Source organism: Actinomadura citrea (assembly GCF_013409045.1).
GTDB lineage: Bacteria > Actinomycetota > Actinomycetes > Streptosporangiales > Streptosporangiaceae > Spirillospora > Spirillospora citrea.
The window spans coordinates 4,894,486-4,915,488 of sequence record NZ_JACCBT010000001.1 but is presented as its reverse complement, the minus strand read 5'-3'; the positions used below and the strand labels follow the sequence as shown (position 1 = coordinate 4,915,488).

Sequence of the window (21,003 nt, the reverse complement as noted above, 5' to 3'; positions counted from 1 at the left end):
GCCGTTCCGCTCCGGAACGGCCGTCAGGTCCGGCGCAGGACGGGGCGCAGGCCGTCCAGCACGTCCGGGTCCTCGATGGTGGACGGGACGGGCACCTCCTGCCCGTCGGCGATGCCCCGCATCACGCCTCGCAGGATCTTGCCCGACCGCGTCTTCGGCAGCGCGGGCACGACGGAGATCTCCTTGAGCGCGGCGACGGGGCCGATCTGCTCGCGGACCATCGCGACCAGCTCGGCGCACACCTCGCCCGGCTCGGCCAGGATCCCGCTCTTGAGCACGACCAGCCCGCGCGGCACCTGCCCCTTGAGCGCGTCCTGGACGCCGATGACGGCGCATTCGGCCACGGCCGGATGGGACGAGATGACCTCCTCCATCGTCCCCGTGGACAGCCGGTGCCCGGCCACGTTGATCACGTCGTCGGTGCGGCCCATCACCCAGACGTAGCCGTCCTCGTCGATGTGCCCGCCGTCGCCGGTCAGGTAGTGGCCGGGGAACTTCGTCAGGTACGACTCGACGAAGCGCTCGTCGTCCTGCCACAGCGTGGGCAGGGTGCCCGGCGGCAGCGGCAGCCGGATCGTGATGTCGCCCTCGGCGCCCGGCGGGACCGGCGAGCCGTCCGGGCCGAGGACCCGCACGTCGTACCCGGGCACCGGCACCGTCGGCGACCCCGCCTTGACCGGCATCGGCTCCAGCCCGCGCAGGTTCGCCACGATCGGCCAGCCGGTCTCGGTCTGCCACCAGTGGTCGATCACCGGGCGGTCCAGGACGCGCGAGGCCCACCGGTAGGTGTCGGGGTCGAGGCGCTCGCCGGCGAGGAACAGCGTGTCCAGGGCGGACAGGTCGTGCCCGGCGAGCAGCGCCCCCTCGGGGTCCTCCTTCTTGATCGCCCGGATCGCGGTCGGCGCGGTGAACAGCGCCTTCACCCGGTGCTGCGCGGCGACGCGCCAGAAGGCGCCCGCGTCCGGCGTCCCGACCGGCTTGCCCTCGTACAGCACGGTCGTGCAGCCGGTGAGCAGCGGCGCGTACACGATGTAGGAGTGCCCGACGACCCAGCCGACGTCGGAGGCCGCCCAGAACACATCGCCCTGCCCCACGCCGAACACGTTCTCCATCGACCAGCGCAGCGCCACCGCGTGCCCGCCGTTGTCGCGCACGACGCCCTTCGGCCGCCCGGTCGTGCCGGAGGTGTAGAGGATGTAGAGCGGGTCGGTGGCGGCGACGGGCACGCACCCCGCGGGCTCGGCGGCCGCGACCGCCTCGTCCCACTCCACGTCCCGCGGACGGACGAGGTCGGCGTGCAACTGCTCGCGCTGCCGGATCACGCACCGCTCGACCTTGTGCCGGGCCAGCTCCAGCGCCCGGTCCAGCAGCGGCTTGTAGGGGACCACCCGGCCCGCCTCGATGCCGCAGGACGCCGACACGACCGCCTTCGGGCGGGCGTCGTCGATGCGCACGGCCAGCTCCCGCGCCGCGAACCCGCCGAAGACCACCGAGTGCACGGCGCCCAGCCGCGCGCACGCCAGCATCGCGATGACGGCCTCGGGCACCATCGGCAGGTAGATGATCACGCGGTCGCCGCGCTCGACGCCCTGCTTGCGCAGGGCTCCGGCGAACCGCGCGACGAGCTCGGTCAGCTCCCGGAAGGTGTAGGTCCGCACGGTCCCGGTGACGGGGCTGTCGTAGATCAGCGCGGCCTGCTCGCCGCGGCCCTCCTCGACATGCCGGTCCAACGCGTTGTCGCAGGTGTTGAGCTCGCCTCCGGTGAACCACCGGTAGAAGGGCGGGGCCCCGTCGTCCAGCACCCGGTCCGGCGGGACGAGCCACCGCACGTCCCGCGCCGCCAGCCCCCAGAAGCGGGTCGGATCGGCGATGCTGCGTTCGTACGCGGCCGCGTAGGCGCCCATGTCGTCCTCCCGGTGACGGGTCCTGGCCCGGATCTGCGCGGAGGCCCGGACCGGCGTCGCCGCGGTTCGGGCCGCACCCCTATAGGGCATGGCGCGGGGCCGGTTCGTCAAGGGCCCGCGCCGCCGGGCGGGGTCTACCCGGGATGGCGCAGGGCGTGCGCGACGGCGATGAGGGCGGCCAGCGCCGCCCCCGCGGAGACCACCCAGAAGCACAGCTCGTAGGCGCCGAGCGAGGGGATGCCGGCGCCCGCGGCGTGTCCGGCCAGGATCGACGCGGTGACGGCGCCCGCGACGCTGCCGCCCGTGGTGCGGACGAGCGAGTTGATGCCGCTGGCGATCCCGCTCTGGTCCATCGGGACGTGCCGGACGGCGAGGGTGCCGAGCGCGGCGTAGGCGATCCCGAACCCGACGCCCTGGAGGGCGCTGAACGCGAGCATGTCGTACACGTGCGAGTTCGACACCGCGAGCCACGCGTAGCACAGCCCGGCGAAGGCCGACCCGATCGCGAGCGTCCAGGCCGGGCCGAGCCGGGCCGCGATCCGCCCGGCCGTCGCCGAGAACACCAGCATCGTCACGGTGCTCGGCAGCATGTAGAGCCCGACGTCCAGGACCGAGCCGCCGAGCCCGTACCCGACCTCCTCCGGCCGCGCCTGGACGAAGCCGGCGATGAGCGTGAACGCGGCGAACATCGAGAAGCCGAGCAGCGCCGAGACGACGTTGGCCGACAGCGACCGGGGGCCGACCAGCAGGTTCAGCCGCACCAGCGGCGCGCGGACCCGCAGCTCGATCACCACCCAGACCGCGCACAGCGCGGCCGCGGCGCCGAACAGGGCGAGGACCCCGCCGGACGTCCAGCCCCACGCGTTGCCCTGGCTGATGCCGAGCAGCAGGCAGACCAGCCAGCAGGCGAGCAGGGCCGCTCCCGGCAGGTCCGGCCGCCCGCCGGCGCGGACGCCGACGTCGCGGGCCGTCGCGGCGACGAGCACCAGCCCGGCCGCCGCCAGCGCGGCGGCGATCCAGAACACCGGGTGGTGGCTGCCGGTGCGGGTGGCGATCAGCCCGGTCACGATCATGCCGGCGCTGCCGCCGACGCCCATGGTGGCGCTGACGATGCCGATCGCCGTGGTCACCCGCGCGGCCGGGAACGTGTCGCGGATCATGCCGATGGCGAGCGGGATCATCGCCGCCGAGACGCCCTGCAGCGCGCGCCCGGCGATCAGCACCGGCAGCGTGCCGGACACCGCGCACACCACCGAGCCGGCCAGCAGCAGCACGAGGGCGAGCAAGATCATCCGCTTCTTGCCGTACATGTCGCCGAACCGCGTCAGCAGCGGGGTGGCGACGGCGCCGGCCAGCAGGGACGCGGTGAACACCCACGTCACGTCCGTGATGGGGGCGTCGAACCGGGCCATGAGCTGCGGCAGCAGGGGCAGCACGAGCGTCTGCTGCACCGACACGACCATCCCGGCGACGGCGAGCGCGAGCAGGGTGGGGCCGGTGGGAGGGGCGGCCGGGGCACCGGCCCCGGGCACCGCCGGGGCGCCTGTCCTGCGTGCCGCCGGGGCGCCGGTCATGCGAACCTCCCGCATCGGCCGGTCGCCGGATCCCGGCGCGCGGCATGTACTTACTCAACCTAAATAAGTGTAGAGCGGGGGAATCGTCGCCCGATGTCCGCCGGTACGGCACGACGCGCCAGCGCGTCGGCGTTCTGCGCGGGGCCCGGGCGTCCTAGGGTTGCCTTTCGTGGACCTTCGTCTGCGCAACCCCCGCACCGCCTCCCGCCTCGCCACCCCCCGCAGGGCCCGCTCCCGCGCGGCCATCGGCGTTCAGGTCTGGAAAGGACGCTGATGCACGTCGTCACCACCGCAGGTCACGGTGGGCACGGCAAGTCGGCGCTCGTGCGCGCCCTCACGGGCAGGCAGCCCGGCGAGGCGGGCGCCTGGACGGAGCTGCCCTCGGGGCGGCACGTCGCGTTCGTCGACGCGCCCGGGGACGAGCGGTCCGTCCCGGACTGGCTCGCCGGGGCGGCGCCCGCGTCCGCGGTCCTGCTCACCGTCGCCGCCGACGAGGGGTGGATGGCGCAGACGCGCGAGCACCTGGAGGCCCTCGGCGCGCTCGGTGTCCGGTTCGGCGTCCTCGCGGTCACCAAGGCCGACGCCGCCGACCCCAGGCCCGCGCTGCGCCAGATCCGCGAGCGGGTGGCCGGGACCGCGCTGCGGGGAGCGGAGGCCGTCGCGGTGAGCGCCGCCACCGGCGCCGGGGTGGTCGAGCTGTCCGCCGCGCTCGACCGCCTCGCCGGCCGGCTGCCCGTGCCCGACCCGGCCGCCCCGGTGCGGCTGTGGGCCGACCGGGCGTTCACCGCCGGACGTCAGACCGTCATCGCCGGCACCCTCGCCGCCGGGACGGTCGCGGTGGGCGACGAGCTGCTCCTCATGCCCGCGGGCGAGCGGGTCCGCGTCCGGACGATCGGCCGCGCCGGCGAGCCGTGCGAGTCGGTCGGCGGCGTCTCCCGCGTGGTGCTGACGCTGCGCGACGCCGGGCGCGTCGACGCCGGCATGGCCCTGGTCACCCCGGGCGCCTGGACGCCCACCACCTGCGTCGACGTCCGGACCCGCTTCGGTGAGGCGTCCGGCAGGCTCGCGCGGCGGATGACGCTGCACATCGGGTCGGCCGCCGTCGCGGTCGGGCTGCGGCCCCTCGGCCCCGACACCGCGCGCCTGACCCTGAACACCCGGCTCGCCCTGCACCTCGGCGACACCGGGCTCCTGCGCGACCCCGAGCGCCGTTCGATCGCCGGGGTGAGCGTCCTGGACGTCCGGCCGCCGACCCTCGTGCGGCGCGGCGCGGGCGCCGCCCGCGCCCGGGAGCTGGCGACCTGGCCGGACCGCCCGGACGGCGCCGTCGTGCTCCGCCGGCACGGCGTGCTCCGCCGCTCGGAGCTGTCGCTCATGGGCTGCGCGCCGCCCGCCGACGCCGTCGCCCTGAACGGCGAGTGGGTCGCCGACCCGGCGCACTGGCGGTCGCTGTTCGAGCGGCTCGCCGAGGAGACGTCCCGGCACGCGGCCGTGAGCCCGGGCGCCCCCGGGATCCCGCTGGAGGCCGTCCGGCTGCGCCTCGGGCTCCCCTCCCGGCAGCTCGTCGCCGCGCTCGTCCGGCCGCCGCTGCGCCTGGACGCGGGACGCGTCTACGGCCCGTCCCCGGGCTCCGCTCCGGCGCAGGCCGCCGAGCCCGCGCCGACGGCGGTCGCCGCGGCACCGCCGCCGCCCTGGGCCGCGGCCGTGGAACGGCTCCGCGCCGACCTCGCGGACGCCCCGTTCGAGCCGCCCGACGCCGAGCGCCTCGAAGAGCTGGGCCTCACGGGCGACGCCCTCGCCGACGCGGAGCGCGCGGGCGCCGTCCTGCGGATCGACGACGGCGTCGTGCTCCTCCCGGGCGCCGACCGGGAGGCACTGCGCGTCCTGTCGGGTCTGCCGCAGCCGTTCACGCCGGCCCAGGCCGGCGACGCCCTCGGGACCGGCCGCGACGTCGCCGTCGCCCTGCTGCGCCACCTCGACCGGCTCGGCCTCACCGAGCGCCGCCAGGGCGAAAACCGGTTGAACCGGGACGGGTGACTCTGGCGTCATAGATCGCGGTCCGGTTCCGTCGATCAAGGAGTGGGAATGCCGTACCAGACCCTGAAGGGCGGCCGCGTCCCGATCCGCATGTGGACCGACCCCGACACCGTCGAGGACCTCGCCCTCGACCAGCTGCGCAACGTCTCCGCCCTGCCGTGGGTGGAGGGCCTCGCGGTGATGCCCGACGTCCACTACGGCAAGGGCGCCACCGTCGGCTCGGTGATCGCGATGAGGGACGCGGTGTCCCCGGCCGCCGTCGGCGTCGACATCGGCTGCGGGATGACCGCCGTCAGGTCGTCCCTGACCGTCGAGGACATGCCGGACGACCTGGCCGGGCTGCGCGGCCGCCTGGAGAAGGCGATCCCCGTCGGGCGCGGCTCGCACAAGAGCGCCGTCGACCCCTCCGCGCTGCCGGGCCTCAGGGAACGCGGCTGGTACGACTTCTGGAAGGGCTTCGACGACCTGCACCCGGCCGTCCGCTCCCGCCACGGCCGCGCCCGGTCGCAGATGGGCACGCTCGGCGGCGGCAACCACTTCCTGGAACTGTGCGCGGACGACGACGGCGCGATCTGGCTCGTCCTGCACTCGGGGTCGCGCAACATCGGCAACGAGCTGGCCGAGCACCACATCGAGGCCGCCCGCAAGCTGCCCCACAACCAGGACCTGCCGGACGGCGACCTCGCCGTGTTCCTCAAGGGCACCGTGAAGATGGACGCCTACCGCCACGACCTGTTCTGGGCGCAGGAGTACGCGCGCCGCAACCGCGCCGTCATGACCGCGCTCGCGCAGAACGTCGTCACCAAGCGGTTCGGCGAGAAGCGCTGCAGGTGGGGCGAGGTCATCTCCTGCCACCACAACTACGTGGCGGAGGAGGAGTACGGCGGTGTCGAGCTGCTCGTCACCCGCAAGGGCGCGATCCGCGCCGGCCGCGGCGACCTCGGGATCATCCCGGGATCCATGGCGACCGGCACCTACATCGTCCGCGGTCTCGGCAACGAGACCGCCTACAACTCCGCCTCCCACGGCGCGGGCCGCAGGATGAGCCGCAACAAGGCCCGCAAGCACTTCACCGTCGAGGACCTGGTCGAGCAGACCAGGGGCGTCGAGTGCCGCAAGGACAGCGGCGTCGTGGACGAGATCCCCGGCGCCTACAAGGACCTCGACGCGGTGATCGAGGCCCAGTCCGACCTCGTCGAGGTGGTCGCGCACCTCCGTCAGCTCATCTGCGTGAAGGGCTGACCCCGCCGAGGCGGCCGCGGCCCGGCGCCCTGCTTCAGGGCGGGCGCCGGGACGCCGTCGGGCCCTACGTCAGCAGCTGGGCCGTGTCGCCGTAGGCGTCCAGGTGCTCGGGGTGCGTCAGCCGGTAGTTTCCGCCGACGTTGGAGTGGAAGTAGGCCGCCCACCGCAGCGGGTGGCCGAGGCCGGCGCGGGCCCGGCTCCAGTCGGTGACCGACCGCATCCACCGGTCGGACTTGGTGACGTCCCAGTTGGAGTCCATGCCGTACTCGGCGAGGCCCAGCGGGATGCCGCGGGCGTCGGCGAACTGGCACACCCGCCGCGTGCGCGCGTCCATCGGGGCGGCGTCCGCGGTGGAGGTGATCTCGCCGATCGGGTACTCGTCGATCGCGATGAAGTCGACCACGCCCTGGTCCGGCCAGTAGTTCCGCAGGGCCGACCGCGCATCGGAGTAGGGCAGGTTGCACGAGTAGTTGGTGAAGCACACCCCCACCTTCACCCCGACCGCGCGGAACGGCGGCGCCGATCGCCGGTAGAGGCTGATGAAGGCGTCGCCGGACATGTTGTCGACCGGCTCGTGGTAGATGATCACATCGCACAGGGCGCCCTTGGCGATGATGTCGGTCGCGAGCGCCCGCAGCGTCGACAGCGGCGTCGACATCGTCGGCTTGATGCTGTAGATGCTCCGGCGCACGCCCACGTCGTAGCGGAGCTGCGAGGCGCTCACCGAGGACGGCGGGACGCCGTCGTAGCAGCGGCGGATCGGCATGGGGCGTTTCGTGAGCGTCTCGAAGGCGCTGATCGCCGCCGCCCACGTCTGGCCGCTGAGGGGGGTGACGGCCGCCCCGACGAGGGTCATGCGTCGCCCCCCGCATGGGGGACCGCGCGGTCGCGGTGCCCGGTCGTGACCGCCCGGTTGCCGATCCTTATCCGGTTCATATGCCCGTCCCCCTCGTATCGCGAGATAATTCCTCTCGGTAAAGATAATGCTACTTAGAGCAATATTGACTCGGTGGCCTTCCTTCTGTGGCCTTACCGGTCAGAAACGTGGTGGCCGCGGAAGGTTGGGAGGGGCGCCGCGACGACGGGGCCACCGACTCGCCCGGGTCACGAGCCGGACTTCGGCGCCCCCGCCAGGACGCGGTCGATGAAGGCGGTGACGTCGGCGAGGACCTCGTCTCGGTTCGTCTCGTTGAAGACCTCGTGGCGGGCGCCCGGGTAGAGGCGCTCGGTGAGATCGTCCCCGCGGATCGCGTCGATGCCGGCGCGGGTGTCCCGCGGGCGGACGAGCTCGTCGGCTTCGCCGTGGACGTAGAAGGTCGGCAGCGCGCCCAGCGAGCCGTGCTCGTCGACGCGGCGCAGGGCGGCGTCCAGCGCCCGGACGGTGGCCTTCTTGAACGGGCCGTGCCAGATCAGCGGGTCCTCGGTGTAGGCCCTGCCGACGGCGGGGTCGCGCGAGAGCGTGGAGGTGTCGATCGGCTCGTCCGGCATCGCGTCCAGGCCCAGCAGCTCCTCGACGACGTGCCAGCGGCCGAGAACCGGTCCGGACAGCACGAGCGCGGCGAGGGCGTCGCCGTGCAGCTGGGCGTACCGGGTGGCGATCAGCCCGCCCATGGAATGGCCGATCATGACGACGGGCAGGCCCGGGTGGTCGCCGCGAGCCGCCTCCGCGACGGTGTGCAGGTCGGCGACGACGTCCTCGAAGTCCTCGACCAGCACGCGCTCGCCGGCCGAGCGGCCGTGGCCCGCGTGGTCCGGGCCGCAGACGACGGCCCCGTTCCGGACCAGGACGTCGGCGACGTGGTCGTAGCGGCCGAGGTGCTCGCCGTAGCCGTGCACGAGCACAGCGACGTGGCGCGGCTCGCCGTCCGCCCAGATCCGGGCCGTGACCGCTCCCCGCGTGCCCGCGAACTCCCACTCCCGCGACGTCGCCACTCCGGCCTCCCTGCTCCTCCGCGGAAGATCACCGTCTCCCGCGGGGGAACGAATCGTCAACCGCCGCAATAGGCTGGAGATTCAGACCGCGACAGGAAGGGGTGCCCGTGCTGGTCGACACCTTCGGCCGTACCGCGACGGACCTGCGGGTCTCCCTCACCGACCGGTGCAATCTGCGGTGCTCGTACTGCATGCCGCCCGAGGGGCTGGACTGGCTGCCCAAGCCGGAACTGCTCACCGACGACGAGGTCGTCCGGCTGGTCGGGCTCGCCGTGCGCGACCTCGGCGTCACCGAGGTCCGCTACACCGGCGGGGAGCCGCTGCTGCGGCGCGGCCTCGCCGGCATCGTGCGGCGGACGGCCGAGCAGGCGCCGCGTCCGCAGATCTCGCTGACCACCAACGGGATCGGGCTCGACCGGCTGGCCTCACCGCTGGCCGAGGCCGGGCTCGACCGGGTGAACGTCTCCCTCGACACCCTCGACCGCGAGACCTTCCGGCGCCTCGCGCACCGCGACCGGCTCGCCGACGTGCTGGAGGGGCTGGCGGCGGCACGGCGGGCGGGCCTCGCGCCGGTCAAGATCAACACGGTGCTGATGCGCGGGATCAACGACCACGAGGCCGCCCCGCTGCTGCGGTACTGCCTGGAACACGGCTACCGGCTGCGGTTCATCGAGCAGATGCCGCTGGACGCCCAGCACGGCTGGACCCGCGAGAACATGATCACCGCGGACGAGATCCTGGACCGGCTGTCCGCCGAGTTCGACCTCGTGCCCGACACCGGGCACGAGCGCGGCAGCGCCCCCGCCGAGTCGTTCCTGATCGACGGCGGCCCCGAGACGGTCGGCGTGATCGGCTCGGTGACCCGGCCGTTCTGCGGCGCCTGCGACCGGGTGCGGCTCACCGCCGACGGGCAGGTCCGCAACTGCCTGTTCGCCACCGAGGAGTCCAATCTGCGGGACGCGATGCGCGACGGCGCCGCCGACGCCGAGCTGGCCGACCGGTGGCGCAGGGCCGTGCGGACCAAGCGCGCCGGGCACGGCATCGACGACCCGGCGTTCCTCCAGCCCGCCCGTCCCATGTCGGCGATCGGCGGCTGAGCCGCGTGGACGCCGGCACGTCCTTCGACGCCGTGCTGCTCGCGGGCGGGCGCGCCCGGCGGTTCGGCGCCGACAAGCCCGCCGCCTCCGCGGGCGGGCGCCGGCTGATCGAATGGGCCGCGGCGGCCGCGTCCGGAGCGTCCCGGCTGATCGTCGTGGGGCCGCGCCGCGACGTCCTGCCGGGCGCCGTCGTCGTCCGCGAGGACCCGCCCGGCGCCGGGCCGGTGCCCGCGCTGCGCGCCGGGCTCGCCGAGGTCCGCGCGCCGAGGCTGACGCTCCTGGCCGCCGACCTGCCGTTCCTGCGCCCGGCCCACGTCGCCGCGCTGCTGGAGGCGGCGGGGGAGCGGGACGGCGCCGTCCTGGTGGACCAGGACGGCCGCGAGCAGTGGCTCACGGGCTGCTGGCGCGCGGGCGCGCTGCGGGCGGCGCTGGCCGCCTACGAGGGCGCGTCCCTGCGCGGCCTCCTCGGCCCCCTGGACCCCGTGCCGGTCACGCTGCCGCCGGACGACCGCCCCGCGTGGTACGACTGCGACACCCCCGAACAGCTGACCGCCGCCGAGCGCCTGCTTTGATCGTGGGAGAGTGGGCACACCACCAGGACCATGCTCGAAGGGGGAACCCATGTCTGTCCTCGAGGACTGGATCAACGCGGCGAGCCTCGAACTGGGCCTGGAGCGCGGGGACGTCGACCAGGGCCTGGTACTGGACCTCGCCCGCGACGTCGCCCACAACGTCACGCGGCCCGGCGCGCCGCTCACGGCCTACCTGCTCGGCCTCGCGGTCGGCCGCGGCGTGCCCGCGCGGGACGCCGCCGCACGGCTGACCGAGATGGCCGAGGGCTGGCGGGCCGAGGTGCCCGAGCAGGCCGGCGAGCCCGTCCTCGACGACGTCTAACCGCCCCCGCCGGCCTCGTCGTGCTCGGTGACCGGCACCACGTCCTTCAGGAAGTCGCGGCGGGACAGGAACGCCGACAGGCTCTCGCGGTGCTCGTCGCAGGCGAGCCAGACCTTCCGCCGGTCCGGCGTGTGGATCTTCGGGTTGTTCCACCGCAGCGCCCACACGGCGTCGGCGCGGCAGCCCTTGGCGGAACACCGCAGTTCCTCGGGCCCGGTCCCCGGGTCGGAGTCGGTCATGCGGTGACCTTATTGCAGTGTCCTCCTCCTCCGGGCCCGGAGGGCCCTCCATCGTCGGGGCACTGCGGGCGAGGTTGTCGCGGGGTGGGTCGGGCTGCGTTTCGGTGTGGGGGTCTCCGGATAGGACCCCGCCGTGCGTAAAGAGGGCGCGGACGCCCTGAGCCCGGCGGAGCAGCGGCGGCGCTGGCAGGCGCTCTCGGTCTGTCTCGTCGCGGCTTTCATGACGCTGCTGGACGTCAGCATCGTCAACGTGGCGCTGCCGTCGATCCGGGCGGGCCTGCACGCGTCCGAAGCGCAGTTGCAGTGGATCCTGTCGGGGTACGCGCTGACGTTCGGGCTCGTCCTGGTCCCCGCCGGGCGGCTCGGCGACGCCCGCAGCCGCCGAGCGGTGTTCATGTCCGGGCTCGCCCTGTTCACGGCGGCGAGCGCGGGGGCGGGCATCGCCCCGACGATCCTGTTCCTCGTCCTCGCCCGGCTCGTGCAGGGCGTCGCGGGCGGCATCCTCAACCCGCAGGTCGCCGGGCTCATCCAGCAGTTGTTCCGGGGCGCCGAGCGGGGACGGGCGTTCGGGGCGCTCGGCGCCGTCATCGGGATCGCCACCGCCGTCGGCCCGCTGCTCGGCGGCGGACTGATCGCGATCGCCGGCCCGGCGGAGGGCTGGCGGTGGGTGTTCTACGTCAACATCCCGGTCGGGATCGCGGCGCTGTTCCTGGCGTGGCGGCTGCTGCCCGCCCCGATCTACGGGCAGCGGCAAGGGCTGGACCCGCTCGGGGTGCTGCTGCTGGGTGCGGGCGTCCTGTGCCTGCTGCTGCCGCTCGTCCAGGAGCAGCAGTGGCACGGCGACCTGAAGTGGCTGCTGATCCTCGCGGGCGCCGTGCTGCTGGCGGCCTTCGCGGCCTGGGAGCGGCGGGCGCGGACGCCGATGGTCGTCCTCGCGCTGTTCCGGCTCCGCTCCTACACGCTGGGCTCGGCGATCGCGCTGCTGTACTTCGCCGGGTTCACCGCGGTCTTCTTCATCTTCACCCTCTACCTCCAGAACGGCCTCGGCTACAGCGCGCTCGGCGCGGGCCTCGCCATCACTCCGTTCGCGGTCGGGTCCGGTGTCGCGTCCGCGCTCGGCGGCCGGATCGTCTCCCGCTACGGCCGCCCCCTCGTCGCCGTCGGACTGTGCCTGGTGCTGGCCGGCCTCGGCGCGGCGTGGCTCGCCGTGGAGCTGAAGCCCGGCGGCGGCGTGGCCTGGGCGACCGCGGCGCCGCTGCTGCTGGCCGGGATCGGCAGCGGCCTGGTGATCTCGCCGAACCAGACGATCACGCTGTCGGAGGTGGACTACACCGAGGGCGGCAGCGCGGCGGGCGTCCTGCAGACCGGCCAGCGGGTCGGCACCGCGATGGGCGTCGCCGCCGTCGGGGCGGTGTTCTTCGCCACGATCGCCGGGACGGGCGGGGACTGGGCGGCCGCCTTCCGGCACGGGCTGATCGTCGTGCTGGCGTTCGTGCTGGCGGCGCTGGTGGCGGCCGTCGCCGACCTGCTCGCCGGCCGCCCGGTGTCAGCGCCGCCGGGACAGGGCGCGCAGGCCCAGTCCGAGGGCGGCCGCGGAGCCGAGGGCGGCCGCGGCTAGCACCCGGTTCTGCCGCCTGATCCGCGCCGGGATCCGCGCGTACGGGATCGTCGAGAACGACACCAGCTCGTACCGGGAGACGTAGCGTCCGGCCAGGAGGCGCTCCAGCGCGTGCGTCGCCGTCTGCTTCGCCCGGTAGACCGGAGAGGACACGCGGTCGCGCATCTCGACGAAGTTGTCCAGCGCCATCTCGGCGATCGCGTCGGTGTTGGCCTTGCGCCGCTCCTGGTAGAGCGACAGCGCGCGGGCCCAGTCGCCGCCGGTCTCGGTCAGGCACCGGTCGATCTCGATGCAGTCCTCGAACGCGCAGTTCGCGCCCTGCCCGAAGAACGGCACGATGGCGTGCGCGGCGTCGCCCAGCAGCGCCACCAGGGCGCCCTTGCCGTACCGCGTCCACGGCCAGCACCGGACGGTCACCAGCGACCCGACCGGGTTGCGCTCGAAGTCGCCCGTGAGGTCCGGCATCAGGCCCGCCACGTCGGGATAGTGCCGCTCGAAGTAGGCGGTGACCTTCCCGGGGGTGTCGAGGGCGGCGAAGTCCTCCTTCGGCCAGAACAGCGTGCAGGTGAACGAGCGGTCCAGGTTCGGCAGCGCGATCATCATCGAGGTGCCGCGCGGCCAGATGTGCAGGGCGTCCGGGTCGAGCGCGAACCCGCCGTCCTTCGGCGGGACGGTCAGCTCCTTGTAGCCGTGCTCCAGGAAGTCGGCGTCCTCGTCCAGGCGCAGCGACCGGCGGACCGCGCTGTAGGCGCCGTCCCCGGCCAGGACGACGTCGGCGGGCTCGGGGTCCGCGCCCTCCAGCAGGAGCGCGCCGGCCTCGACGTCCACGCCGGTGACGCGCTCGGAGAACCGCAGCGTGACCCCCGGCGTGCTCTCGGCGGTGTCCAGCAGCGACCGGTTCAGCTCGGCGCGGCTGATGGAGTTGATGGCGCGCCCGCCGTCGGCGCTGTAGGGCTGGAAGTTCTGCGCGCCCGGCAGGGGATGCACCATCCGCCCGTGCATGGGCAGCGCCTGCTTGAGCGACTGGTCGCGCAGGCCGACCTGCTCCAGCGCGGCCAGGCCCCGGGCCGAGACCGCCAGGTTGATCGAGCGTCCCCGCTCGGTGCCCGCGACGCGCGGGTCGGGGCGCCGCTCGTACACCGTCACGGGGATGCCGCGGCGGCCGAGCAGCACCGCGAGCAGGCAGCCCGCCAGGCCCGCGCCGACGATCGCGACCCGCTCGCCGCCCTCAGCCGCCATGGACGGGGGTCTCCTCGGTCTGGGAGCGGACCTCCCACAGGTCGGGGAAGGCGGGGGCGAACAGGGTGCTGCGCAGGTAGTCGGCGCCCGCCGACCCGCCCGTGCCGATCTTCGCGCCGATCGTCCGCTCGACCATCTTCAGGTGCCGGTACCGCCACTCCTGGATGCCCTCGTCCACGTCGACCAGCCCCTCGCAGACCTCGGCGGCCGGCCCGGACTCGTCCGCGTAGACGGCGAGCAGGACCTTCTGCACTCCGGGATCGGGCTCCCACGGCCGGGAGAAGTCCCGCTCCAGGGCCGCGCGCGGGACGGGATGACCGCGGCCCGCGAGGTAGCGCAGCAGCGAGTCGAACACCGACGGGCGGGACACGGCCGCCTGGAGCCGCTCGTCGCCGCGCAGGTCGGACGCGGGGAAGGAGCGCCGCCCGAGGACGGCCTCGATCTCGCGGAACTGCTCGCTCTGGAAGCCGCTGGAGTTGCCGAGCGCGTCGCGGAACGCGGCGAACTGCCGGGGCGTCATCGTCTCCAGCACGTCCAGCTGGCCGACGACGGTCTTGAGGATCTTGGCGATGCGGCGGGCGGTGTGCAGCGACCCGGCGCTGTTGCCCTCCTCCAGCCGGAGCTGCAGCAGCGCCGCCTCGTGCAGGATCTGCTTGAACCACAGCTCGTAGACCTGATGGATGATCACGAAGAGCAGTTCGTCGTGCGCGCGGGTCTTCGGCTCCTGGCACGACAGCAGATCGTCGAGCCTCAGATAGCCGCCGTACGTCATCGTCGGCGAATCCGCCATCACGCCTCCTTGCGACACAACGGATGTGATCCGCAGCATAAGGGATGGATGAGCAGGTCCAGGCGGTGGGTGGCCGTGCGGCGGCCAAACCCCCCTACGATCAGAACTCGATTCGGTATCGAGCCGGGAGGCGCCGGATGGGCGAGATCGTCAGGGAGTTCGTGGGGCTGCCGTCGCCCCTGGCCGGCCGGGCGGGCGCGGGCGGCCACCCGTGCCAGGGGATCTACCACCGCCCGGCCGGGGCGGCCCCGAAGACCGCGTTCATCGCGACCCACTACAACGTCGACTTCTCCGAGCACTACCTCGCCGAGCACCTCGCGGCCCGCGGCCACGGCTTCCTCGGCTGGAACACCCGCTTCCGCGGCAACGAGGCGTACTTCCTGCTCGACCACGCCCTCGCCGAGATCGGCGAGGGCGTGCGCTGGCTCCGCGAACGGGCGGGCGCCGAGCGGGTCGTCCTGCTCGGCAACTCCGGCGGCGGCTCGCTGATGGCCGCCTACCAGTCCCAGGCCGTGGACCCCAACGTCACGCCCGTCGCCGGGATGCGTCCCGTCGCCGCCATCGAGGACCTGCCCGCCGGGGACCTGTTCGTCGCGCTCGCCGCCCACTCCGGCCGCCCGGAGGTCCTCACCGCCTGGATGGACCCCTCGGTCACCGACGAGACCGACCCGCTGTCGGCCGACCCGTCCCTCGACCCCTTCGACCCCGGCAACGGCCCCCCGTACGGCGCGGAGTTCCAGGCCCGCTACCGCGCCGCGCAGCGCGCCCGCAACGAGCGCATCACCGACCGGGTCCTCGCCCGCCTGGACGCCCTGAAGGGCACCCGCGCCCGCGACGCGCTGTTCACCGTGCACCGCACCTGGGCCGACCTGCGGATGATCGACCCCGCCATCGAGCCGTCCGACCGCGAGCCCAACCGCTGCTACCTCGGCGATCCCGCCAAGGCCAACTACGGCGTGTTCGGCATCGGCTCGCTGTGCACGCTGCGCTCCTGGCTGTCGATGTGGAGCCTGCGCACCTCGCAGTGCACCGCCGCCCCGCACCTGGCGCGCATCACGGTCCCGTCCCTGGTGGTGCACGCCACGGCGGACGAGTGCGTCTACGACGGCGACGCCCGTGCGATCTTCGGTGCCCTCGCCGCGTCCGACAGGACGCTCCACCGCATCAGGGACACCCACTACCTGCCGGACTCCCGGCCCGAGGTCGCCGACCTGGTCGACGCCTGGGTCCGCGCCCGCTGAGTCACCACAGCCGCAGCGACCGCGTGAGGATACCGGCCACGGCCTCCTCGTCCACCGGACGCGGTGAGATCGCCAGCAGCCGCCGCTGCTTCATCGCGCCCTCCACCAGCGCGGGGACGTCGCCCTCCCCGTACCCGACGCCGCCGATCCCGTCCGGGATGCCGATGTCGCGCATCAGCCGCAGCACCGCCAGCGGCAGGTGCTCGGCCGGGTCGTCCGGCCGATCCATCCGCGGGTCCAGCAGTTCCGCCGCCCGGACGTGCCGCTCGGGGCGCGCCTCGAAGGTGAACCGGAACGCCTCGGGCGCCGTCAGCGACACCGACATGCCGTGCGGGACCAGCGCCTCCCCGTCCGGGTAGCCGTCCGGCCGGAAGTCCCTGACCTGCCCGGCGATGGGGTAGGCGTTGGCGTGCGGGATGTGCACCCCGGCGTTGCCGAACCCGAGCCCCGCGAACGTCGCCGCCAGCGCCATGTCGGTGCGCGCCTCCCGGTCCTCCCCGTCCGCGACGGCCCGGCGGAACGACCGCGACAGCAGGCTCAGCGACTTCTCCGCCCACATGTCCGACACCGGATTGGCCCCGCAGTACGGCACCCGCTCCTCGGGCCTCTTGCGCTCGTACCGGTCGTACGGGCGCGCGGTGTAGCTCTCCAGGGCGTGGCACAGGATGTCCATCCCCGCCGAAGCGGTCACACCGGGCGGCTGCGACATCGTCAGCTCCGGGTCCACCACGGCCAGCGCCGGCCGCAGCCGCGGGTGGCTGATGCCGGTCTTGACCCGCAGGTCCAGGACGTCCAGGACGCAGACCGTGGTGCTCTCCGCGCCCGTGCCCGTCGTGGTGGGGACGGCCACCAGCGGCAGCAGCGGCCGCTCCGGCGCCCGCCCCGCCCCCACCGGCGGGTTCAGGTACTCCGCGAGATCGCCCTCGTTGGTCGTGAGGAGGTTGACCGCCTTCGCGGTGTCGATGCTCGACCCGCCCCCGACCGCCACGTACGCGTCGTAGGGTCCGGTCTCCCGGGCGTGCTCGACCGCCTCGCGCATGCTCGCGTCCGTCGGTTCGACGCGCACGCCGTCGAACACCGCGGCCTCGATCCCGTACGCCTTCATCGCGTCCGCGATCCGCCGCGGCCCGCCCGTCGCCGCGATCCCGGCATCGGTGACGACCAGCACCCGCCGCGCCCCGAACTGCGCCAGATCGAACCCGATCTCGTCGGCCGCCCCGCTCCCGAACTTCAGCTGCGGCGCCCCGTACGTGAAGACCGTCTCGCTCGTCATCCCCCCAAGGTGTCACACCTTTACGGCCGTGCCGGAGACGCCGGTGCTTCGGGATCAGCGCCTTTGTGGGGCGCCCCCCACGCCCCCCGGCAAGGCCGGACTGACCGGCGTCAGTCGAGATCGCCGGTGGCGAGGCGGACGCGGCGGAGGGCGGTGGTGATGTCGGCGGCCTCGGCGGCCGGGAGGCCGGCGATGCCGAAGCCGGACTCGTTCAGGGCGAGCGTGGCCTCTTCGGCGAGGTCGCGGCCCGCGGGGGTGAGGGTGGCGAGGACGACGCGGCGGTCGTCGGGGGAGGGGCGGCGGCCGACGAGGCCCCGCTGCTCCAGGCGGCCGATCACGTTGGTCACGGACGCGGGGTGCACCATGAGGCGGGCGCCCATCTTGCCCATGGGAAGGGTCCCGGTGCGGGCGAAGGCGAGCAGGCGCAGGGCCTCGTAGGCGGCGAACGTCAGCCCGTAGGGCTTGAGGACGGCCTCGATCCGGCTCAGCAGGATCTGCTGGGCCCGCATCACCGAGGTGACGGCCGCCATGCGGTCGGCGTGCTCGGGCCAGCGGCCGCTCCACTGGCGGTGGGCCTCGGCGATGGGATCGGGCATGTCGGGCACCGGCCCACCGTATGCGGTCTTGACTGCGTCGCGCACGGAAACTATTTTAACTTCCAAATATTGGATGTCCAAGGTCTGGGGTGGGGACGGTGACGGGGGAACTGCACGCGCCGGTGCACCCGGTGCGCTTCGTGACGGCCGCGGCGCTGTTCGACGGCCATGACGCGGCCATCAACATCATGCGGCGCATCCTGCAGTCCCAGGGCGCCGAGGTCGTGCACCTCGGGCACGACCGCTCGGTCCGCGAGGTCGTCGACGCCGTCCTGGAGGAGGACGCGCAGGGCGTGGCGATCAGCTCCTACCAGGGCGGCCACGTCGAGTACTTCGAGTACCTGTCGCGCAGCCTGAAGGAGGCCGGCGCCGAGCACGTGAAGGTGTTCGGCGGTGGCGGCGGCGTCATCGTGCACGAGGAGATCGCGCGGCTGTCCGGTGCGGGCGTGCGGATCTTCTCCCCGGAGGACGGGCAGCGGCTCGGCCTGCCCGGCATGATCAACGAGCTGGTCCGCGAGTGCGACGTCGACCTGGCCGCCGAGCCCGTGCCGGCCGGCGCCGTGGTGGCGGGGGAGCGGCGCGCCCTCGCCCGGACCATCACCTGCCTGCAGGCCGGGAGCCTGCCCGAGGACGCCCGCGCGCGGCTCGCCGAGGCGGCGGCCGGGCGGCGGGTCCCCGTGCTGGGGATCACCGGGACGGGCGGGTCCGGGAAGTCGTCCCTCACCGACGAGCTGGTGCGGCGGCTGCGCGTCGACCAGGGCGACCGGCTGCGCGTCGCGGTGCTCGCCGTGGACCCGACGCGGCGGCGCGGCGGCGGCGCGCTGCTCGGCGACCGGATCAGGATGAACTCCCTGGACGGCGACCGCGTGTTCTTCCGCTCGCTGGCCACCCGGGGCGCCCGGGAGCTGCCGGAGAACGTCGAGGACATCGTCCTCGCCTGCAAGGCCGCCGGCTACGACCTGGTGATCCTGGAGACGCCCGGCATCGGGCAGGGCGACGCCGCGATCGTTCCGCTGGTGGACGTGTCGCTGTACGTGATGACGCCGGAGTTCGGCGCCGCGTCCCAGCTCGAGAAGATCGACATGCTCGACTTCGCGGACGTGGTCGCGATCAACAAGTTCGAGCGGCGCGGCGCGGCCGACGCGCTGCGGGACGTGGGCCGCCAGCTCGTGCGCAACCGGGAGGCGTTCGGGCAGCGGCCCGAGGACATGCCGGTGTTCGGCACGAGCGCCGCCACGTTCAACGACGACGGCGTCACCGCGCTCTATCGGCACCTCGGCGAGCTGCTGGGCGAGCACGGCCTGCGCCTGGAGGACGGCGCCCTGCCCGAGGTCGCGACCAAGGTGTCGACCGGCGCCGCGACCGTCATCCCGCCGAACCGCGTGCGGTACCTGTCCGACATCGCCGAGACCGTGCGGGGCTACCACGCCGACACGGTGAGGCAGATGGAGGCGGTGCGGCGCGTCCAGCGGCTGGACGAGGTGCGCGCCGAGCTGGCGGACGCCTCCGAGGTCGAGGGCCTGCTGGAGAAGGCGCGTCGGGACGTGGAGCCCGGGAACGCCGAACTGGTCCGGGGCTGGCCCGCCGTCGTGGAGGCCTACTCCGGCGACGAGCAGGTCGTGAAGATCCGCGACAGGGAGCTGCGCACCAGGCTCACGCGCGAGTCCCTGTCGGGCAGCCGGATCCCCCGCGTCGCGCTGCCGCGCTACACCGACCACGGCGAACTGCTGCGGTTCCTGCGCAACGAGAACCTGCCCGGCCGGTTCCCCTTCACCGCCGGGGTGTTCCCGTTCAAGCGCGACAACGAGGACCCCGCCCGCATGTTCGCGGGGGAGGGCGACCCCTTCCGCACCAACCGCCGCTTCAAGCTGCTGTCGGAGGGCCAGCCCGCGACCCGCCTGTCCACCGCGTTCGACTCGGTCACCCTGTACGGGCGCGACCCCGACGAGCGTCCCGACGTGTACGGCAAGGTCGGCACGTCCGGGGTCTCGATCGCCACGCTGGACGACATGAAGGCGCTCTACGACGGGTTCGACCTGTCGTCCCCGACCACCTCGGTGTCGATGACCATCAACGGTCCCGCGCCCACGATCCTGGCGTTCTTCCTCAACACGGCCGTCGACCAGGGAATGGACGCCTTCCACGAGGAGAACGGCCGCGAGCCGTCCGAGGAGGAGGCCGCGCAGATCCGCGCGCGCGTGCTGTCGACCGTGCGCGGCACCGTGCAGGCCGACATCCTCAAGGAGGACCAGGGGCAGAACACCTGCATCTTCTCCACCGAGTTCTCGCTGCGGATGATGGGCGACATCCAGGAGTGGTTCATCGCCAACAAGGTCCGCAACTTCTACTCGGTGTCCATCTCCGGCTACCACATCGCCGAGGCCGGGGCGAACCCCATCAGCCAGCTCGCGTTCACCCTCGCCAACGGCTTCACCTACGTCGAGTCCTACCTGGCGCGGGGCATGGACATCGACGACTTCGCGCCCAACCTGTCGTTCTTCTTCTCCAACGGGATGGACCCCGAGTACAACGTGCTCGGACGGGTGGCACGCCGCATCTGGGCCGTGGCCATGCGCGACCGGTACGGCGCGAACGAGCGCAGCCAGAAGCTCAAGTACCACGTGCAGACGTCCGGGCGCTCCCTGCACGCGCAGGAGATGCACTTCAACGACATCCGCACGACGCTGCAGGCGCTCATCGCCATCTACGACAACTGCAACAGCCTGCACACCAACGCCTACGACGAGGCGGTCACCACGCCGACGGCCGAGTCGGTGCGGCGGGCCCTGGCGATCCAGCTCATCATCAACCGCGAGTGGGGCCTGGCGATGAACGAGAACCCGCTGCAGGGGTCGTTCGTCATCGACGAGCTGACCGACCTGGTCGAGGAGGCGGTGCTGGCCGAGTTCGACAGCATCAGCGAGCGCGGCGGCGTCCTCGGCGCGATGGAGACCGGCTACCAGCGCGGCCGCATCCAGGACGAGTCGATGCTGTACGAGCAGCGCAAGCACGACGGCTCGCTGCCGATCATCGGCGTCAACACCTTCCGCGGCCCCGAGGCCGGCGACGGGACGCCGAGGACGATCGAGCTCGCCCGCGCCACCGAGGACGAGAAGCGCTCCCAGCTCGACCGCGTCCATGGCTACCAGGAGGCGCACCGGGACGGGGCGCGGGCCGCCCTCGCCGCCCTCAAGGACGCGGCCCGGTCAGGCGAGAACGTGTTCGCGGTGCTGATGGACGCGGCGCGCGTGTGCAGCCTCCAGCAGATCACCGACGCCTTCTTCGAGGTCGGCGGCCAGTACCGCCGCAACGTCTGACGCCCTCGCC

Annotated in this window: 17 protein-coding genes; 8 read left to right on the top strand and 9 right to left on the bottom strand. The window is 73.6% G+C overall.

Annotated features, from left to right (window positions below; all coding sequences use genetic code 11):
* Nucleotides 1-23: 23 nt before the first annotated feature.
* Together BJ999_RS23020 and BJ999_RS23015 are read right to left on the bottom strand one after the other, a co-directional pair.
* A complete protein-coding gene (locus BJ999_RS23020; protein ID WP_179835211.1) occupies nucleotides 24-1,994 on the bottom strand; it encodes a propionyl-CoA synthetase in 1,971 nt (656 codons plus the stop codon).
* Nucleotides 1,995-2,038: 44 nt separating this feature from the next.
* The gene (locus tag BJ999_RS23015; protein WP_229810310.1) at nucleotides 2,039-3,478 is read right to left on the bottom strand and encodes an MFS transporter; all 1,440 of its coding nucleotides are present in this window, start codon (nucleotides 3,476-3,478) and stop codon (nucleotides 2,039-2,041) included.
* A 273-nt stretch (nucleotides 3,479-3,751) separates the two neighbouring features.
* Here BJ999_RS23015 and BJ999_RS23010 point away from each other — a divergent pair, with 273 nt between their 5' ends.
* Together BJ999_RS23010 and BJ999_RS23005 are read left to right on the top strand one after the other, a co-directional pair.
* Nucleotides 3,752-5,515 carry a SelB domain-containing protein gene (locus tag BJ999_RS23010; RefSeq protein ID WP_179835209.1) on the top strand — a complete coding sequence of 588 codons (1,764 nt, stop codon included), beginning with the start codon at nucleotides 3,752-3,754 and terminating at the stop codon, nucleotides 5,513-5,515.
* A 48-nt stretch (nucleotides 5,516-5,563) separates the two neighbouring features.
* Nucleotides 5,564-6,757, top strand: coding sequence for an RtcB family protein (locus BJ999_RS23005; protein WP_179835208.1), 1,194 nt, complete (start codon nucleotides 5,564-5,566; stop codon nucleotides 6,755-6,757).
* Nucleotides 6,758-6,821: 64 nt separating this feature from the next.
* Here BJ999_RS23005 and BJ999_RS23000 read toward each other — a convergent pair whose 3' ends face one another.
* Together BJ999_RS23000 and BJ999_RS22995 are read right to left on the bottom strand one after the other, a co-directional pair.
* Complete coding sequence (locus BJ999_RS23000) at nucleotides 6,822-7,613, bottom strand: glycoside hydrolase family 26 protein (protein WP_179835207.1); 792 nt, start codon at nucleotides 7,611-7,613, stop codon at nucleotides 6,822-6,824.
* 248 nt (nucleotides 7,614-7,861) lie between these two features.
* The gene (locus BJ999_RS22995) at nucleotides 7,862-8,689 is read right to left on the bottom strand and encodes an alpha/beta hydrolase (protein ID WP_179835206.1); all 828 of its coding nucleotides are present in this window, start codon (nucleotides 8,687-8,689) and stop codon (nucleotides 7,862-7,864) included.
* A 107-nt stretch (nucleotides 8,690-8,796) separates the two neighbouring features.
* Between BJ999_RS22995 and moaA the strand changes: the two genes are divergently transcribed.
* Genes moaA through BJ999_RS22980 form a run of 3 tightly spaced genes read left to right on the top strand, consistent with a single transcriptional unit; the run spans nucleotide 8,797 to nucleotide 10,680 of the window.
* Nucleotides 8,797-9,786 carry a GTP 3',8-cyclase MoaA gene (moaA, locus tag BJ999_RS22990; RefSeq protein ID WP_179835205.1) on the top strand — a complete coding sequence of 330 codons (990 nt, stop codon included), beginning with the start codon at nucleotides 8,797-8,799 and terminating at the stop codon, nucleotides 9,784-9,786.
* A gap of 5 nt (nucleotides 9,787-9,791) precedes the next feature.
* Nucleotides 9,792-10,358 carry a molybdenum cofactor guanylyltransferase gene (gene mobA / locus BJ999_RS22985; RefSeq protein ID WP_179835204.1) on the top strand — a complete coding sequence of 189 codons (567 nt, stop codon included), beginning with the start codon at nucleotides 9,792-9,794 and terminating at the stop codon, nucleotides 10,356-10,358.
* 49 nt (nucleotides 10,359-10,407) lie between these two features.
* The gene (locus BJ999_RS22980; RefSeq protein ID WP_179835203.1) at nucleotides 10,408-10,680 is read left to right on the top strand and encodes a DUF6457 domain-containing protein; all 273 of its coding nucleotides are present in this window, start codon (nucleotides 10,408-10,410) and stop codon (nucleotides 10,678-10,680) included.
* Here the strand turns inward: BJ999_RS22980 and BJ999_RS22975 are convergent.
* Nucleotides 10,677-10,919 carry a hypothetical protein gene (locus tag BJ999_RS22975; protein WP_179835202.1) on the bottom strand — a complete coding sequence of 81 codons (243 nt, stop codon included), beginning with the start codon at nucleotides 10,917-10,919 and terminating at the stop codon, nucleotides 10,677-10,679. The genes BJ999_RS22980 and BJ999_RS22975 overlap by 4 nt on opposite strands.
* Nucleotides 10,920-11,052: 133 nt before the next feature.
* On the opposite strand from BJ999_RS22975, the gene BJ999_RS22970 reads away from it, so the two are divergent.
* Nucleotides 11,053-12,537: a DHA2 family efflux MFS transporter permease subunit gene (locus tag BJ999_RS22970; protein ID WP_229810311.1), complete on the top strand. Its 1,485-nt coding sequence runs from the start codon at nucleotides 11,053-11,055 to the stop codon at nucleotides 12,535-12,537.
* On the opposite strand, the gene BJ999_RS22965 is transcribed toward BJ999_RS22970, so the two are convergent.
* Nucleotides 12,466-13,776, bottom strand: coding sequence for an FAD-dependent oxidoreductase (locus BJ999_RS22965; protein ID WP_179835201.1), 1,311 nt, complete (start codon nucleotides 13,774-13,776; stop codon nucleotides 12,466-12,468). The two genes, BJ999_RS22970 and BJ999_RS22965, sit on opposite strands and share 72 nt — an antisense overlap.
* Nucleotides 13,766-14,566: a tryptophan 2,3-dioxygenase gene (locus tag BJ999_RS22960; protein WP_179835200.1), complete on the bottom strand. Its 801-nt coding sequence runs from the start codon at nucleotides 14,564-14,566 to the stop codon at nucleotides 13,766-13,768. Before BJ999_RS22960 ends, BJ999_RS22965 begins: the two co-directional genes overlap by 11 nt.
* A gap of 137 nt (nucleotides 14,567-14,703) precedes the next feature.
* On the opposite strand from BJ999_RS22960, the gene BJ999_RS22955 reads away from it, so the two are divergent.
* Nucleotides 14,704-15,807, top strand: a complete 1,104-nt coding sequence (locus BJ999_RS22955; protein ID WP_179835199.1) for an alpha/beta hydrolase — start codon at nucleotides 14,704-14,706, stop codon at nucleotides 15,805-15,807.
* A gap of 1 nt (nucleotide 15,808) precedes the next feature.
* On the opposite strand, the gene BJ999_RS22950 is transcribed toward BJ999_RS22955, so the two are convergent.
* A complete protein-coding gene (locus BJ999_RS22950; RefSeq protein WP_179835198.1) occupies nucleotides 15,809-17,080 on the bottom strand; it encodes a hydroxyacid-oxoacid transhydrogenase in 1,272 nt (423 codons plus the stop codon).
* 110 nt (nucleotides 17,081-17,190) lie between these two features.
* Nucleotides 17,191-17,676, bottom strand: a complete 486-nt coding sequence (locus BJ999_RS22945; protein ID WP_179838749.1) for a MarR family transcriptional regulator — start codon at nucleotides 17,674-17,676, stop codon at nucleotides 17,191-17,193.
* Nucleotides 17,677-17,774: 98 nt separating this feature from the next.
* On the opposite strand from BJ999_RS22945, the gene icmF reads away from it, so the two are divergent.
* Nucleotides 17,775-20,993: a fused isobutyryl-CoA mutase/GTPase IcmF gene (icmF, locus tag BJ999_RS22940; protein WP_179835197.1), complete on the top strand. Its 3,219-nt coding sequence runs from the start codon at nucleotides 17,775-17,777 to the stop codon at nucleotides 20,991-20,993.
* The last annotated feature ends 10 nt before the right edge of the window (nucleotides 20,994-21,003 follow it).